At 61.4% G+C, this 15,503-nt stretch carries 9 protein-coding genes; 1 reads left to right on the top strand and 8 read right to left on the bottom strand.

Features of this window, described 5'->3' with window-relative positions; all coding sequences use genetic code 11:
• Positions 1–6: 6 nt before the first annotated feature.
• Both ACKVY0_RS06705 and ACKVY0_RS06700 read right to left on the bottom strand, forming a co-directional pair.
• A complete protein-coding gene (locus ACKVY0_RS06705; RefSeq protein WP_409214024.1) occupies positions 7–1,080 on the bottom strand; it encodes an alpha-E domain-containing protein in 1,074 nt (357 codons plus the stop codon).
• 177 nt (positions 1,081–1,257) lie between these two features.
• The gene (locus tag ACKVY0_RS06700; RefSeq protein ID WP_409214023.1) at positions 1,258–2,706 is read right to left on the bottom strand and encodes a circularly permuted type 2 ATP-grasp protein; all 1,449 of its coding nucleotides are present in this window, start codon (positions 2,704–2,706) and stop codon (positions 1,258–1,260) included.
• A gap of 148 nt (positions 2,707–2,854) precedes the next feature.
• Here ACKVY0_RS06700 and ACKVY0_RS06695 point away from each other — a divergent pair, with 148 nt between their 5' ends.
• Positions 2,855–3,103 (top strand): hypothetical protein, encoded by a 249-nt coding sequence (locus tag ACKVY0_RS06695; RefSeq protein WP_409214022.1) that lies wholly within the window; start codon positions 2,855–2,857, stop codon positions 3,101–3,103.
• 271 nt (positions 3,104–3,374) lie between these two features.
• On the opposite strand, the gene ACKVY0_RS06690 is transcribed toward ACKVY0_RS06695, so the two are convergent.
• The 6 genes from ACKVY0_RS06690 to ACKVY0_RS06665 all read right to left on the bottom strand — a co-directional run bounded on the left by ACKVY0_RS06690 (position 3,375) and on the right by ACKVY0_RS06665 (position 15,346).
• Complete coding sequence (locus tag ACKVY0_RS06690; protein WP_409214021.1) at positions 3,375–4,256, bottom strand: transglutaminase N-terminal domain-containing protein; 882 nt, start codon at positions 4,254–4,256, stop codon at positions 3,375–3,377.
• The gene (locus ACKVY0_RS06685; RefSeq protein ID WP_409214020.1) at positions 4,253–6,844 is read right to left on the bottom strand and encodes a circularly permuted type 2 ATP-grasp protein; all 2,592 of its coding nucleotides are present in this window, start codon (positions 6,842–6,844) and stop codon (positions 4,253–4,255) included. Before ACKVY0_RS06685 ends, ACKVY0_RS06690 begins: the two co-directional genes overlap by 4 nt.
• 112 nt (positions 6,845–6,956) lie before the next feature.
• On the bottom strand, positions 6,957–8,873 hold the full coding sequence (locus tag ACKVY0_RS06680) for a hypothetical protein (protein ID WP_409214019.1): 1,917 nt from the start codon (positions 8,871–8,873) through the stop codon (positions 6,957–6,959).
• Between the two features lie 207 nt (positions 8,874–9,080).
• On the bottom strand, positions 9,081–11,837 hold the full coding sequence (locus tag ACKVY0_RS06675; RefSeq protein ID WP_409214018.1) for a virulence factor SrfB: 2,757 nt from the start codon (positions 11,835–11,837) through the stop codon (positions 9,081–9,083).
• Positions 11,838–11,945: 108 nt separating this feature from the next.
• Complete coding sequence (locus ACKVY0_RS06670) at positions 11,946–14,453, bottom strand: virulence factor SrfC family protein (RefSeq protein WP_409214017.1); 2,508 nt, start codon at positions 14,451–14,453, stop codon at positions 11,946–11,948.
• A gap of 98 nt (positions 14,454–14,551) precedes the next feature.
• Positions 14,552–15,346, bottom strand: coding sequence for a DUF4058 family protein (locus ACKVY0_RS06665; protein WP_409214016.1), 795 nt, complete (start codon positions 15,344–15,346; stop codon positions 14,552–14,554).
• Positions 15,347–15,503 lie beyond the last annotated feature (157 nt).

The raw sequence follows: 15,503 nt of genomic DNA, 5'->3' as shown, positions 1-15,503 counted from the left end.
GAAGGATCACTGCTGCTGTTGCTGCTGCTGTTGCTGCTGCTGAATCTGCATGTTGGCATCCACCCTGGTGTGCCAGGCTCCGGGTGGGAGCGAGGGCGCGGGAGAGGTGTCGTCGATCTCGGGCGTACTGTCCCCATAGAGTACAAAGGTCTGGAAGAAGGAGGCACCGATGTCATTAAGCTTGCATTGCAGGCGGTCGATGAACTCGTGCAGGCCTTCTTTGAGCACTTCATCCATCGTCATGTAGGCGATGTCGGCACGCAGCCGGCCGAGCAGACGAACGGGCGCTTTCATGTCTTCGAGACGGCCATTGCCGCACAGGGCGATGAGGGCGGTATGCATGGCCTCAATGCACCAGGCGAACGAACGCGGGAAGGTGTCGTTGAGCAGGAGATACTCGACAATGTTGACGGGATCGAGCTTGTTGCTGCTGTAGGCCTGGAAGGCATGCCAGGCGGAGCTGGAACGCAGCAGCGCGGCCCAGCGCAGCGGCCGGGCCAGCGGATTCGGCGGCATGTCCATGGAGATGGCGGAGCAGGTGTCGATCAGGCGTGTCGTTTTGTCCGCACGTTCGAGACAGAGGCCCAGGCGCAGGAAATGCCAGCTCTCATCACGCGGCGTGGTGGAGGCGGCGATGCCTTGAAATTGATACGAGGCGACGAGCACCTTCTCATAGAACGAGGCGCGCTGGTTTTGATGCAGAGCAGCAGCTTCGGGAGACTCCAGAAAGAGACGCAGGCCGTTGATGCACTCCCACAGTTCGTCAGAGATCTGGTCACGCACGGTGCGGGCGTTTTCACGTGCGGCCCGGACGCAGTTGAGGATGGAATTGGGATTGTCGGCACGCAGCGCGAGGAAGTCGGCCACAAGTTCGCCTTCGATGGTGCTGTGAGTTTTCTCGTAGCGCTCCTCATCGCCGGTGGTCATCAAAATGGGGCCCCAGAACTGCGATTCGTCGGCGGCTTCTTCTCCGGCATCGAGCAGGAGATCCTGTGTGGAAAGCAGCAGGCGGGAGAGGTTTTCAGCACGCTCCATGTAGCGTGCCATCCAGTAAATGCTGTCGGCGACACGGCTTAACATGTGGAAATGGAGTTCAGTGTGTTTGCGGAGCTGGAAATGACGAATGTCGAAGCACGAATGACGAATGAATGACGAAACCCGAATGTCGAATTGGCGTGTTTTGTCGAGTGGTGAGGACTGGGGGGCATTCGTGCTTCAGATTTCGGGTTTCTTTCGTCATTCGGATTTACTCATTCGTCATTCCTGATCATCCCACAGCACCCAAGTGTCCTTGCTGCCGCCGCCTTGACTGGAATTGACGACGAGCGAGCCCTTTTTGAGCGCCACACGGGTCAGACCGCCGGGAACGACCTGAATGCGGTCGCCATAGAGCACATAGGGGCGCAGATCGATGTGGCGGCCTTCAAAGTGATCGCCCTGGAACACGGGATGACGTGAGAGTTGCAGCACCGGTTGAGCAATGTAGTTGCGCGGATTCGCTGCGATACGTTTGGCGAACTCAGCCTGTTCTTCCTTGGTAGAATGCGGACCCATCAGCATGCCGTAGCCGCCGGATTCGTTCACGGCCTTGACGACGAGATTGGGCAGGTTGGCGAGGATGTACTCACACTCCTTCGGATCAATGCCGAGGTAGGTGGTCACGTTCGGTAGGATGGGATCCTGATCGAGGTAGTATTTGATCATCTTCGGCACCAAAGCGTACACCGCCTTGTCATCCGCCACACCGGTGCCGATGGAGTTCGCCAATGCCACATGGCCGTTTTGATAGGCCTTCACGAGGCCTGGAACGCCGAGCAGCGAGTCTTTGCGGAAGACCAGCGGATCAAGGAAGTCATCGTCGATGCGGCGGTAGATGACGTGCACCTGCTGCAAGCCCTTGGTCGTGCGCATAAAGATGCGATCGTTCTTCACCACCAAATCGCGACCCTCAACGATGGGCACGCCCATTTGTTTGGCGAGATAGCAGTGCTCGAAGTAGGCGCTGTTAAACACACCGGGTGTGAGGACGACGATATTCGGATCAATGACACTCGGCGGAGCCAGATGGGCCAAAGTTTCGCGCAGCATCGAGCCGTAGGCATCCACGGGACGCACCGGCAGCGATTGCAACAAGCCGGGGAAGGTGCGCTTCATCGCGTTACGATTCTCCAGCATGTAGGAGGCACCGGAGGGGCAGCGGCCGTTATCTTCGAGCACGTAATAATCGCCTTTGCCATCGCGCACGAGGTCGGTGCCGCAGATGTGGATGTAGATGCCGTGTGGGACTTTGACTCCCATGAATTCCGGGCGGAAGTGCGAGGCGGACTCGACGAGTTCACGCGGCACGATGCCGTCGTTGATGATTTTCTGGCCGTGATACACGTCGTTCAGAAACAGATTCAGCGCCGTGATGCGCTGGATCAGGCCAGACTCCACACGCTCCCACTCCTGATGCGGAATGATGCGCGGCATCAGATCGAAGGGAAAAATGCGCTCCGTGCCTTGATCATCGCCATAGACAGTGAAGGTCACGCCTTGCCGCAGGAAAACCGCGTCAGCGGTGCGCTGGCGAGTGGCGTATTCCGCAGGCGTAAGCGTGCCGATGCTGCCCATGATGCCGGAGTAATGCCCTCTGGCAGCCGCAGGCGCGGAAAACATTTCATCGAAGAAGCTACCTGGTTGGTAGTCGTTAAACAGAGACGACATGGGAGTTATATAAGCAGAGGCTGTGCCAGAGTTTGAAAGCATTGCAAACAGCACTTGGTCGCCTTGGCTTGGGCCTTGGTGTTCCAACTCACGTAAGGCGGTCTGGATTTATTGTTGAAGAACTGAATCCAACGGCCTAGCCTGCGGCATGATCATTGATGAAATCATCGAGTTTTCCGAGGCGCAGCCGTTTGTGCCGTTTGAAGTACGCATGGCAGATGGTGATGCCGTGATGGTGCGGCATCCGAAATGGATGATGTTCACGCCGGATTTTCGCACCTTGATCGTGGTGGGCAGTCATCGTGGTAAAAAATGCCTATCCGTGCCGCTCATCACCCAGCTCACCGAGCATCCTGAAGAAGCGCCAGTGGACATGGCCGTGGCCCTGCGAGCGTAAGTTTCGATCTGCGCCAACGGCGCAAAGGATCCCAGCCCAGGGCAAGCGAGCCTTGGCGAGTGCAGCCCTGGGTTTGGCGGAGCAGTTACGAGCGTGCAGCGAAGGTCGCGCTCCGAAGGAGCGCAGGAGCGGCTGCGGCTGCTCTCCCGCGCTCTTGCAGAGCGCATTACCTCGTTCCAGATGGCCCCGCGTAATCCCAGGGCTTTCGCCCTGGGATGGAATCCTCCGGCTTTTCAGGCCGAGAAGGAGTGCATGAAGCCCACGCTAATGATCACGCTCCGCCCACCGGCTCCACATCCACGCCGACCTCCACGCTGTGCTTGCCACCACCGGTGATGATGCCGCGCACGGGGCTCACATCGGAGAAGTCACGACCGATGGCGACGGTGATGTGATCGAGCGAAGTGAAGCAGTCGTTGGTGGGATCGAAATCAACCCAGCCGAAGCCGGGAACGAAGCAGGCCGCCCAGGCATGCGAGGCATCCACACCCACCAGCCGCGGTTTGCCCGCAGGCGGATGCGTGCGCAGGTAGCCGCTGATGTACCGGGCGGGCAGCCCCATCGCCCGCAGGCTGGCGATGGCGAGATGTGCGAAGTCCTGGCAGACACCCCGCTTCTTTTCCAACACTTCGGCCAGCGGCGTGCTGATCGTCGTCGCCTTCGGGTCAAACACGAATTCACGATGGATGCGGCTGCAAAGATCCGCCACGGCGGCGAGCACTGGGCGGCCAGGCTTGAAACTAGGCAGCGCAAAGTCACGCAGCGGCATTTCATGCACCAGCAACGGGCTGCGAAACACGAACTGGCAGGGATCCAGCAGATCCACGGGCACTGGATCACGAAACAACGCAGCCACCTGCTCCCACGGCGGCGTTTGCGCCGGATCAGGCTGTAACACGGGTGCCAGCGTCACCAAACTGCGCGAGACGACTTCAAACCGCGCATGCAACTTTTGAATGGAGAAGCACGCAACTTGGTTGCCAAAGGAATCGGTGTGCTCGGTGAGCAAATCGGGCTCGGGATCGAAGCTGAGGCCGAATTCGATGCAGCGCTGCGTGTCCGTGTCACGCGGACGCAGACGGGCGGCATGATGCGAAACCGCCACCCGCGAACTGTAGGCATACGTGGTGCGGTGCGTGATGCGGTAGTTCATCGCGTGGGCGTCAGTTCGGTGGCAGGCTCAGACTCGCTGCTGCTGATGGTGGAATGCGCGAAGTAACCGGCGGTCAGCGCATCGTTCAGCGCTGGCATGGCCTCAATGAGCTGGTTGAGGAGTTTCGCGACCTGCGTCTGCGACCAAGTGCCCGGCTCGACGCGTGCCAGCTCGGTGGGATCGCAGAGTTGCAGCTTGGTGTTGTTTTCCAGGAGCACCCGCATCGCCGGCGTGAGCAGCGCGGAGTTTTGTTCACGCGGCAGCAGCTCGAAATGCTGCTCGATACGCTCAAACTGAAAGCGCAGGCCACGGGGATTGAGTTCGTCGAGCATGAGCAGGTCATACACGGCGGCGAGCTGCGGCAGCAGGCTGTAGCGGTTGCGGTAGGTGATCGTGCTGTCGCCGACTTCAAGTATGGCCTCGAGCAGGCTGGGATTTTCCGCATCCGTGGAGCGCAGTCCGGCGCTGAGCAGCTCGCAGATGTAGGTGGTGCGCTCGATGCGGTGTCCGGTGTCGAGGAACATCCAGCCTTGGGCGCGCGTCATGTTTTCCTTGGCCAGTCCATGAAAGGAGGCGAGTTCGAGGATGACGCGGGTGAGCACGTTCAGCGTGTCAGACACCGGCGAGATGCTGGGCGGATGATCGAAGGTGTCCAAGGCATCGCTGAGCTGGCTGATGACGCGCCAGGTATCGACGGAGATACGATCCCGCAGCAGAATGCCGATGCGCTGGATGTGCGTAACGCTGGAGCGGATGGAGGCAGGATGCTCAGGGTCAAACACCGCCTGTAGCAGCCGGGCTTCGAGCTGCTCCTGCTGCGCGGCCAGCACGGCGGTGTCCGCCACATCATCCAGCACCCGCAGATTGCGCAGGGCCTCCAGCAGCGGCAGCAGCAGCGGTGTTTCGCTCATGCCGCTCTCAGGTGAACAACGCAGCAGCGTGGAGCGCAGCAGCCGGGCGCTGGATTCCGCCCGCTCAGCATAACGACCGAGCCAGTACAAATGATTCGCAACACGACTGCCCAGATTGTGGCCGACGCGGCGCAGTTCCACCGGCGTACGCGTGGTGGTGAGCAGCGTGACGTTTTCCACCGGGCCATCGCTGAGCACCCAGGTGTCCTTGCTGCTGCCGCCTTTCTGCATCGAAACGAGCGGCGAGTCGATACTGGCCGCCACACGCGTCAACGCACCCGGCATGACCATGTAGCCGTCCGCCGTCGCGACGAGATACACGCGGACGCTCACTGGCTTGTGCACGAGACGGCCATCTTCCCACGTCGGTGCCGTTGAGAAGGTTATTTTCTCCTGCGCGGCCCAGCGATCCGGCGCAAAGCGCATGCGTTCGATGAAAGCGGCACGTTGGGCAGTCGAAAGGCTCTCGCCAAAGTGAACTTCGCGACCACGCGCACGAAAGGCGCTTTTGATGACCAGCCGGTCGAGATTTTTCTCCATCTCACCACGCGGACGCTCCTGGCCGCACCACCACGTTGCCACGGAGGGCATCAGCAGATTTTCGCCAAGCAGTTTGCGGCACAAACCGGGCAGGAAGGCCATCATCGCCGGCGCTTCGGCCAAGCCAGAGCCAAGGGCGTTCGCGAGCGAGACATTGCCCGCGCGCACGGCACGCACGAGGCCAGGAACACCGAGCATGGAGTCATTGCGCAGCTCCAGCGGATCGCAAAAATCGTCATCCACCCGACGCAGGATCACATCCACCGGCTCCAGGCCGCTGAGCGTCTTCAAATAGACGCGGTCATCGCGCACGGTGAGATCTTCGCCTTCAACCAGCGTGTAACCAAGATAGCGGGCGAGGTAGGCCTGCTCGAAGTACGTCTCATTATACGGCCCCGGCGTCAGCAGCACGACGCGTGGCTCACCGGCAGGCCGTGGTGCCAGCGCGGCGAGGGATTGCTGCATCTGCCGGAAAAATCCGGCCAGGCGGCGCACCCGTGCATCACGAAATACGTCCGGCAAGAGGCGTGAGGTGATCAGCCGGTTCTCCAGCGCATAACCAGCGCCGGTGGGGATCTGCGTGCGGTCGGCGATCACCCACCAGCGACCATCCGGCGCACGAGCCAGGTCAGCGCCATAAACCTGCAGCGGCTTCGCGTGCGGCGTCTTGATGCCGTGGCAGGGTCGCAGATAGGCCGGCTGCGCGAGCACCATCGCCGCCGGCATGTCGCCTTTACGAATCAACTGCTGCGGGCCGTAGCTGTCCGTGAGGATCGCATTGAGCAGTGTCGCCCGCTGGATCAGCGCCTTCTCGATGCCCTCCCACTCACGCGCGGAGATGACAAATGGCACCGGATCCATCGTCCACGGCGTATCCATGCCCTTGTCATCATACACATTGAAGGTCACGCCACGTTCCGCCAGCAAACGCCGCGCGGTGTCGGACATGCGCTTCACTCCGGCCGAATCACGCCGTTGCAGGTCCGTGATGACCTGCTCGTAATGCGCCCGCACCTTGCCCGTCTCATCACGCAGTTCATCGTAATGCCTGGCGGCGTCAGGAGCGTCCACACGCGGTGCCGCGACCCGTGGTGGAGCTGCGGCGGCGATGTTGGAGTTTTGCGATTGGAAGATCAATGCGTGGAGGTTGGAAGGGACGGCGCTGCCGACAGTAGAAACCGTTTCGCGTACTGCATCCTCTTTCTTATCTCGCAACGCAAGGGGTGTGCCAGAAGATCAGCCCGGCTCACTATTTCGGCGTCACGGTGACTTCAGCGTCGGTCTGGTAGGGCTGGCCGTCCGCACCTTTGCCCACGGTGCTGATGCTGTGCGTGCCGGGCGGCAGTGAGACGGGCAGCACAGGGCCGTCGGCGGGTGTGCCGTCGGGTTTGGACATCAACTGGCCGTCCACCTTCCAGGCATTGATCAATGGGGCATTCACCACCGCCCCGTTATTGTCACGGGCGACGACGTTGAGCAATACTTCGACATTGCCGTTGCCCAAAACGGGCGAAAGGCTGGTGGAAACGACGCTGAGGGATGAAATACCAGCCGGAGGCGGGCCTTGGCTGGTCATCGGCGTGGTGACTGAGCCGGACGGGGCTGCGGCATCCGTGTTGCCAATCCCAGTGCTTTTGATCGAGTCATCGTCCAGCACCGCTCCGGGCGCGGCGCTGACGATTTTGCCGTCGGCATCGGCCACACCAGTGACGGTGCCAAAACTGTCGCGCAGAACGGTTCCGGGAGCGCTGGTGGTGATCTTGCCCTCTTTGTCGAGCACGGTGCCGTGTACGGCTGAGACGATTTTTCCATCCGCATCGCACACACCGGTAATCACGCCTTTGCTGTCGCGGATGAGGGTGCCGGGCGGGCCGCTCTTGAGCGTACCTTTCGCGTCCTCGATGATCCGCCCGAGTTTGGCGGGGATCACCTTGCCGTCTTTGTCACAAACACCGGTGCAGGCACCACTGCTGCCACGAATGACCGTCCCGGGTGTGTGTGTGGTCACTTTGCCGTCCTTGCTCACGGTGGTTCCTGGATTGGCGAGCGCGACCTTGCCGTCTCTACCGAACACACCGGTGACAACGCCGCTGCTGTTGCGCACGATGGTGCCAGGAGCCGCCGTGAGGGGCTTGATGGCCGTGGTGCTGCTCGTGGTGGTGGTGGATTTTGATGTGGCAGGTGTCGTCGGAGTCGATGCTTTCGGCATCTCGGTCGATTTTTTCGTCGAATCGGTGCTGGCCGTGCTCTTGGAGTCCGTGGACTTCTTCGGCTCGGTGGATTTGGAGCTGTCCGACTTGGTTTCGGCGGTCATGCTCTTTTTCGGATCACTGGAAATCGTACTGGGTGGAGTTGATGCGATCGGTTTGGCCGGATCAGAGGCCATGGGCGTCATCGGCGTGGTGGAAGCTGTTGGAGTGCTGCTGGCGGCGGCGGCTTTCGCGGCTGTTGTCGCATTGAAGGCGGCAATGCGCTCCTGCTCGGCTTTCAAGCGGGCTTCTTCTGCATTCTTCATCGCCAAAGCGACGGCCGCAGCTTCAAGCCGGAGCTTTTCCTGGCCTTGATGCCAGAAATACCATCCACCACCACTCAGCAAAGCGAGAAGCAGCAGCACGGGGACAAGTTTGGATTTTTTCTTCACTGGAGCGGCGGCTTCGGACTCGCCCGCTGGTGTGTGCATGAGATCGACGGCGGCTCCAGGGGCCAAAGCGCTGCCTTCCTCGCGTTCGATGCCCCAGAGTACGATCAGCTTCGCCGATGGGCCTTTGCCAATGAGACGATACAGATCGCGATCTTTCTGCGGATCGGGCAGGCGGAAGCCTTCGATCATCTGGCGCTTCGTGCGGTCGCAGTGCGGGTCTTCGGCCTTGCGCTTGAGTTCATCCACGGCGGCACGCAGCGCGTTGAGTTCCTTCGCGGGAATCTCGCTCATGCTGCTGATCGCCACGCTTGTGCTGGCCTGCTCCGTGCCGCCGCTGCGGTATTCAAAGAGCACGCTGTCCTCGTCCTCGATGGCGCGTGGCAGGAAGCCCGCAAGTGCGCCCGAACGGATAGTTAGCTGAAACTCATGGCTCCAAAAGTTCCCGCCGCCATGCCAGGTGCGGATGGGGGAGATGCGGCCCAATTTCAAGCGAAGGCCCTTGTTTGGTTCGAGTGCGATGGACATGGCGTGTGTGGGTTAAAAATGACGAATGACGAGTTTCCGAATGACGAATGAAGGTCGAATGACGAAGTACGAAGCAGATGACGCGACCGAATCTTCCCAAAGACTCTGCCGGCACGGATGGCAACGCTGACACTCCAAAAGAGCCAGCCATTCGTCATTCGAGCTTGGGTATTCCTTCGTCATTCTGATTTCGTCATTCGTCATTTCCTAATCCGGCCAGGTGATCTCGAAGCGGCCGGCATCGACCCAGAAGTCGTCGCCTTCGAGGGTGCAGAGCTGGAGTTCGACATCGTCCTTGGTCACAGTGTGCTCACCGGCGGTGCCTTTCACGGCGGCGATGGTGAGGCTTTCCATGTCACCGGGCTGCGTGGGGGGCACGCGTCTCAAGGTGACTTGCAGCGTGGCGTTGTGTGCGGCCCCGACGAAGCGTTCGCGGTCCGTCCAACGGAAGCGATAGACCTGCTCCGGCTTCGTGGCGGAAGGCAGCACTTTGCGGCCGATGCAGGTGCCGATGAGGATGGGATGCGTGGCCTCGTTCTGCTTCGGCTCCAGATACGGCCGGCTGAACTGGTTGGGCTGGTTGCGCGTGGGCATCGCGCCCCAGTAGCAGCGGGGCGATTCCTGATTGCTGACGATGCGGATGTTCCAGCCGGCGATGCGGCCATTGTGAATGGCCTGATACAGCGTGGCACCGACGGCGGTGACGCTTTTGGCATCATGGATGGTGTTGTCCGCGCTCATCGGATACCAATCGCCCGCCGGGAACGATTTCGCCTGGATGATGCGCTGCGGCAGGATGGGCAGCAGGTGCTCGAGGAGTTGTTTCACTTTGGGCAGCTCGGAAGGTTTGCCGCTGAGCGTGACGAGATCGACCTCGTAAGCCGTGACATATTTCGCTAGTGAAACGATGATCGGTGTGAGCACTCGCTCGACGCAGGCTTCGAGATCAGACGGCAGATAGGCGATGGGATCGTTGTCGCCGAGCAAATCCTCGCGCAGCGGTGAATCGCGACCGATGAGATTCAAGTCTGCGAGCGCGGTGGCATCCACCATGCGGCCTTCGGAGCCCATGATTTCAGCGGCGGCCCAGGCGGAGCCGGTTTCCGGGTTGCCGTATTCGCTGCGGCCCAGATCCTTGAGCCACTGGCGCACGATGGGCATGAGCACGAGCTTCACGATGCGCCCCCATTTCGCGCGTGAGGCGGCGGTAGAGTGCGCACCGGAGAACAGGTTCTCAAACCACGCCATCTTCTGCGGATCATGACGGAACTTCGCGCCGATGGAGGGCAGCAGCACGTTTTCGATGATTTCCTTCGCCAGCGCGTCACCAGCGACGGAGCTGCAATCGCGGAACAGCAGCTTGGCTTCGAGATTCACGCCGCCGCCTTCGAGTGAGTCACCGTATTCGAGGATGGAAACGTCCGTGGTGCCGCCGCCAATATCGACGGTCATCAAACGCACTCGCGCGTTCGTGCCGCGTCCGCGTCCGACGAGCTCGATCCAGTTCTCGCCGATGTTGTAGAGTCGGCGAATTTCGGAAAACACGAAGGGAAGCTGGCTGGCTACGGCTTCATCCAGGTGCATGAGCAACGCGGGGCGATCTCCGCCTTCATGAATGGGCCGTTTGTCACGCAGATGGCCGAGCGTGAAGATGTTCAGCGCCTTTTCCCACTTGCGGCGATAGTTCGCGGTCTCCTCGCGGCTCCAGCCGGAGGGGAAGGTCACGACGATGTTGCGCAAACGGCGCGGGATGAACTCATGGTTGCCCTTTCGCCACTCGGACGAGGTGATCTGACGATACGCCAGCTCCATGATACCGAGCGCAGCCCAGGTCATCGCATCCGAACGCGGATACGACGGCGTCTGCGGGGATGCGGACGGGCGATGCGAAGGATCCTCGGCCTCATTCGGCGGCTCGTGCATGTCCCAGTCGCGGCCATCGCCGGGCAGGAAGCGCAGCATGGCTCCGGCGAGCTTCGGCAGTTCCACACGGCTCTGCGAATTCGGATTCCAGGGATTGAGCACCATCGTCCACCATTGCAACGCGTCGCGGCCCACGGCGTCCGTGTCCCAGGCGTAACGCTTCGGCGAGCTGAGCGAATAATTGCCGCCGACATCGAGCTGAAGATTGCCGAGGTCTTCACGAGCGCTGTCGCCCATGAGCACGGGAGACAGCTCCACAAACATCTGCGGCACGCGAGTGGTGACGTAGTGAGTCGTTTGTGTCGTCGGGCTTTTCAAAAGGCCGCCACCGACCTGCTGATCCTCGCTGTCACGTTCCTCCATCGGGCGGAAGCGCGATGAAGGCGGCTCCAGATTCGAAAACACCGGCTCGTGCAGCACGAACCACGAATCAACGATGGCGGCGGTGTCATCGCCCTTGTTCGGGCCGGTGAAGGGCTCGTAATCGAAGCCTTGCTTGATGAAACGGATCGGACGGCACACGGAGGCCAGCTTGCCGCCCTGCGCATCCATGTTTTCGAGCGCGAGAACCACTGAGCGGGTGTTGCCGAAGTCGATGACGAGATCCACGTCGATGGACTCACCGGCAGGCCGCTTCCAGATGATCTCAAACTGCGCCGCCTCGACGAGTTCGCCGGGATTTTTCGGCGATGGCACCTTCAAGGTGATGATCTTTGCCTCACCGGGCAGCTTGCTGATGTCGCTGGCGGCGTAGGGCGTGGCATTCGAGGCATCAGGCTGCGGTTCGCAGGTCTGGCGCGGCTCGAAGATGCTGCCACGGCGCACGGTGCCCACATTGCTCTCCACCGCGACCCACAGGCCCGGCTGGCCGTCCTTCATGGCAAAGCGGGCGCGAATCCACGGATGGTTCACCTCACGCCACGGCTGGCGGCCCGTCTGGCAGAGCTGCTTGAACTGCGGATACTTCTGCAGCGCCTCGGAAAGCAGCGGCACGAAGGTATAATGATGGCCGCTGTCTGGAAATACGTCGATCGTGGTCATGGGCGGAAAAAAGTAGCGCAGTTGCTTCGCAACTGCGGTTTGGCGACGGAGAGGCTCCAGTTGCACAGCAACTGGGCTACTTTCGCTACGCGTTCATAGTGCATGGCATCAAAGAGTGGAGATCGTCGTGAGTTCAGCATCGCCAGCCTGCGGCGGACGTGCGCCGGTGGAGATCGTTTTGACCTTCTCCAGGCGTTTTAAGAAAGGCTCGATCACAGCTCGGTAGTGCGTGGAGTGCTCCGGTGCGGCGTTGTGCTGCTCGTCGATTTGCGCCAGCTCCTCCAGAACGACATTGACCGATTTCGGATCGCGATGCGGCTGCTGATCCTCGCTGCCGCGCAGCAAGGCGTTGCTCATCTTGATGGCGAGGAAGCGCCGTGCTTGCCGTCCTTCGACGCGGCTGGTGATGTTGCCCAAGTTGTCGCGGAAGAAGGCCACGACGCTGTCGAGATCGACGACCTCGATCAAGTAAGTGAGCAAGCGTGAGGCATGCGTGCCATCGGGGATGCCCACATCAGCGAGCTGCGGGTACTGCGCCCGCTTGGACTGCCAGGAGCGGTATTGCTTTTCCACATGCTGACGGAAGTTCAGCTTCAAGCGCGCGGCGTTAAGCGGCACATCGTCGATCTCATCTGGATCGATGTTCAAGAAGGCGCGCAGGTGGCGGCTGACGAGGATCGGGTTGTCGAGATCGAAGTCGTTTTTGCGCGGCTGGTGCAGGCGGGCCTTGATGCTGGCGGCCCAGGCATCGAGAGCGCCGTCGCGATCATCGGTGACAGCGTTTTCGGCAGGCAGATGCAGCAACACGAGCTGCTGTAGCTGCGTGGCGGCCTCCTTGAGCCGGGTTTGCAGCAGCGCGGCGCGATTCGAGCTGAGCGCCTGCTCCCGCAGTGTTTTGAAGACGTAATTCGTGCCACCGTTTGCCACCATCTCGCGGAAAGACTGGGCGCTATCGCCAAAGCGCTCCTTGAACGCGCCATCGGCCACGATGCCTTCCAGCGCCGTCGTCTGCTCCTCGGGTGTGCCGAAGATGTGGCATTCGTTGAACTGCGGGTAGTTCGTGGCGAGCGCGTTGACGACCTTCGGATCGGCGAGATGGCCGAGGGACTTCAACTGATCAAAGCAGCCCTGCAAACCATCGCGCAGGCCGGCAGACATGACTTTGTTCACCAGATCGGCGCAAAAGGTCATGATGAGGTTCAGCGGCATCGCCTTGCCATGCGGTGGCCATGGATGACCAAAGGCCCGCAGCCAACTGCTGATGCCCGCGACGAGCTGCACGGGCTGCGCGGGGAATTTGCCGAGACGCATGAGCAGCGAGAAGCCGTCGATGTCGAGACTGCGTGCGCCCGTGACGACGATGGAGGCCGTTTTGCCGCGTTTGAGCACTTCCGTGAGCATCACGACCGGTTTGCCCGCGAGATCGCCGTCCTTGTGCTTCGTGGCGTTGCCGTAGTTGTTCGCCACGCCGGGGAAGTCGAGCAGGTCGGCTACTTCGAGGAAGTCGCACAGCATCGGGGCGCGTTCGCGCAGCACATCGTGGCGCAGGGGGATGCGCAGCTCCCATACGAGGCCCTGGAACTGACCGAAGTCATCGTTGTCACGCGCCAGCGCGGTGCCGCCGCTGATGCTGGACACGCACGAGACACCGCCGCGTGTCTTCACCGTGAGCGACATCACCTTTTCACGCGTCTCGGGCCGCTCGGCGCATTTTTTATAGGAGTCGATGTCCAGCAGGATGGACGCGGTGCGGAAGGAGCAGCGCAGCATGCCGCTGTCCCACTGGCGGCGTTTGGCGACGAGCTTGGTGTAACTGTCCGTGATGCTGCTCCAGGAATCCCACAGCAACTCGGCGGCGAATTTTTCCACCGCCTGCACGCTGCCGAGCAGCGCCTCGCATTCGAGCATCTGCGGCCGCAATGCGCCCGACCACTGGGAGGCGAGATTCGAGTAGCGGCGGATTTCGGAGAGGATGAGCAGGTCAATCGTCTCTGCGAGCTGCTGCAAGGCTTCAAAGGCCGCGCGCGTCGGCGTGCCTGAAGATGGCTGGCGGTCCAGCAGTGCCTTGAAGCTCTCTGCATCCCAGGCGGTGATCTCGCCCTTCGCGTTGCGCTCCTCGCACTCGGAGAGATAGCCGACGGCCAGCGCGTGCAGAATTTGCGTTTCCGTTGCCAGCGTGACCTCCACAGGATGCTCGGGATCGGGCGCGGCATCGCACAAGACATAGCGCGAGACGCAGCCGGAGGCATCGGAGCCGAAATTGAAGGGATTAAGCGTGATGACCGCATCGCTCTTGTCCTTGCCGACGACGTAGCGCACCGGCTCGCCCTCGCTCCAGCGCAGCGCGGAGCGTTCACCCAGTCCGTCCTCAGGATCATCAAGGTAGCCGGACATCAGCGTCGATTTCCCCGTCTGCGAAGGCCCCCACAGCGCCATCACCGGCTTCGCCGAGCTTTCGCCCTTGCTGATCGTCCGCGCCGTGCCGCGCACGCGATACACCGCTTCCAGCCAGTTGCCGCGCGACACCGAGTAACGCGGATCATCCCGCCGGACGCCATGCGCCCAATACCATTCGATGACAGCGTCGGATTTCTTCAGGAGAGCGGAGGAGGACATGCGGCGGGAGGGAGCCAGAGCTTGAGAATGTGTGATGACCGTGTTTGCAGGATACTAATGAGAAGCTGGCGACGGGTTACAGCCAAAGTTAAAAAATCTCAGCCAGTCAGCCCGGCAGCCTGTACCTGCGCGGCCACCCAGGCGGCATCGTCGGTGTTCAGCGGCGGGCCGGGGAGGTTGGTTTGATCGGCGTTCCAGTAGCCGCCCATGCGGTAGCAGCGGTCCACGAGCGGTTGCAGGGCCAGCGTGGCATCCGGCTCCTCCGGGCGCAGCGGGATGCGAATGCCTGGCAGAGGCTGGCGCAAAGGCATGGCATAGACCTCCCGCAGGCCGATGCTGGTGGCACGCGTCACGCAGGCCAGATAAAACGCCCCGGCAGGCTTGCGCACCTGCTCCAGCAGCACGGCCACGGTGTGCGCGCCGCCACGCAGCAGGTCGAGCTCCACCAGATTCACGCGGCTCTGGACATAGGCGTCCCGGCGGGCGCGGTAGAGGGCGCGGTCCGTGCCTTTATTGCTGGGGCTGAGCACTTCGATCACGGTGATGAGGCGTCCGTTTTTATCCGTGATCTCCACCCAGCGCTCCGTGATTTCCTCGACGATGATGATTTGCGGCGCTGCGGCGATGGTGCCGCCAGCCTGCGGTGCTTCCGGCTGCCACTGCGGCGGGATGCCCTGCTTCCAGGACTCCACCACGGCCACATCAGCCACCATGGGCGAGTCCTTTCCCGAGTCATCATGCAGGGTGACGCGTTCCTCGCTCCGCGCATTGAGATCGTCCGGCAAGCCCTCCGCGAGCGCGTCCCGGATGTAGCTGATCAACGAGGTATGCACATCCGACCAGTGCCGCTCCAGGAACGGGTTCATGCCAGGGAAGGGATTGTTTTTGGTCATGAGACAATGTTACCGCAGGAGGTGAGTGCCGCAATGCGCGGGAGAGATGGTGCGACTAGGAAAGCGTAGGCGGGAAGGGCTGGCGAGCAGAAATGCTGTGAGAGCGGAAAGGACGGAGGGTTTTGAGTCAGGGGGCGAGGACGACGCGGAAGACGCC

The sequence above is a fragment of the Prosthecobacter sp. genome (genome assembly GCF_046154365.1).
Classification (GTDB): Bacteria; Verrucomicrobiota; Verrucomicrobiia; order Verrucomicrobiales; family Verrucomicrobiaceae; genus Prosthecobacter.
The sequence above is the reverse complement of the archived record's forward strand: the minus strand, read 5'-3'. Positions and strand labels throughout refer to the sequence as shown.

Coding starts and splice junctions, on each gene's coding strand:
- ACKVY0_RS06705 (WP_409214024.1), bottom strand. CDS start 1,080: ATGTTAAGCCGTGTCGCCGACAGCATTTACTGGATGGCACGCTACATG.
- ACKVY0_RS06700 (WP_409214023.1), bottom strand. CDS start 2,706: ATGTCGTCTCTGTTTAACGACTACCAACCAGGTAGCTTCTTCGATGAA.
- ACKVY0_RS06695 (WP_409214022.1), top strand. CDS start 2,855: ATGATCATTGATGAAATCATCGAGTTTTCCGAGGCGCAGCCGTTTGTG.
- ACKVY0_RS06690 (WP_409214021.1), bottom strand. CDS start 4,256: ATGAACTACCGCATCACGCACCGCACCACGTATGCCTACAGTTCGCGG.
- ACKVY0_RS06680 (WP_409214019.1), bottom strand. CDS start 8,873: ATGTCCATCGCACTCGAACCAAACAAGGGCCTTCGCTTGAAATTGGGC.
- ACKVY0_RS06675 (WP_409214018.1), bottom strand. CDS start 11,837: ATGACCACGATCGACGTATTTCCAGACAGCGGCCATCATTATACCTTC.
- ACKVY0_RS06670 (WP_409214017.1), bottom strand. CDS start 14,453: ATGTCCTCCTCCGCTCTCCTGAAGAAATCCGACGCTGTCATCGAATGG.
- ACKVY0_RS06665 (WP_409214016.1), bottom strand. CDS start 15,346: ATGACCAAAAACAATCCCTTCCCTGGCATGAACCCGTTCCTGGAGCGG.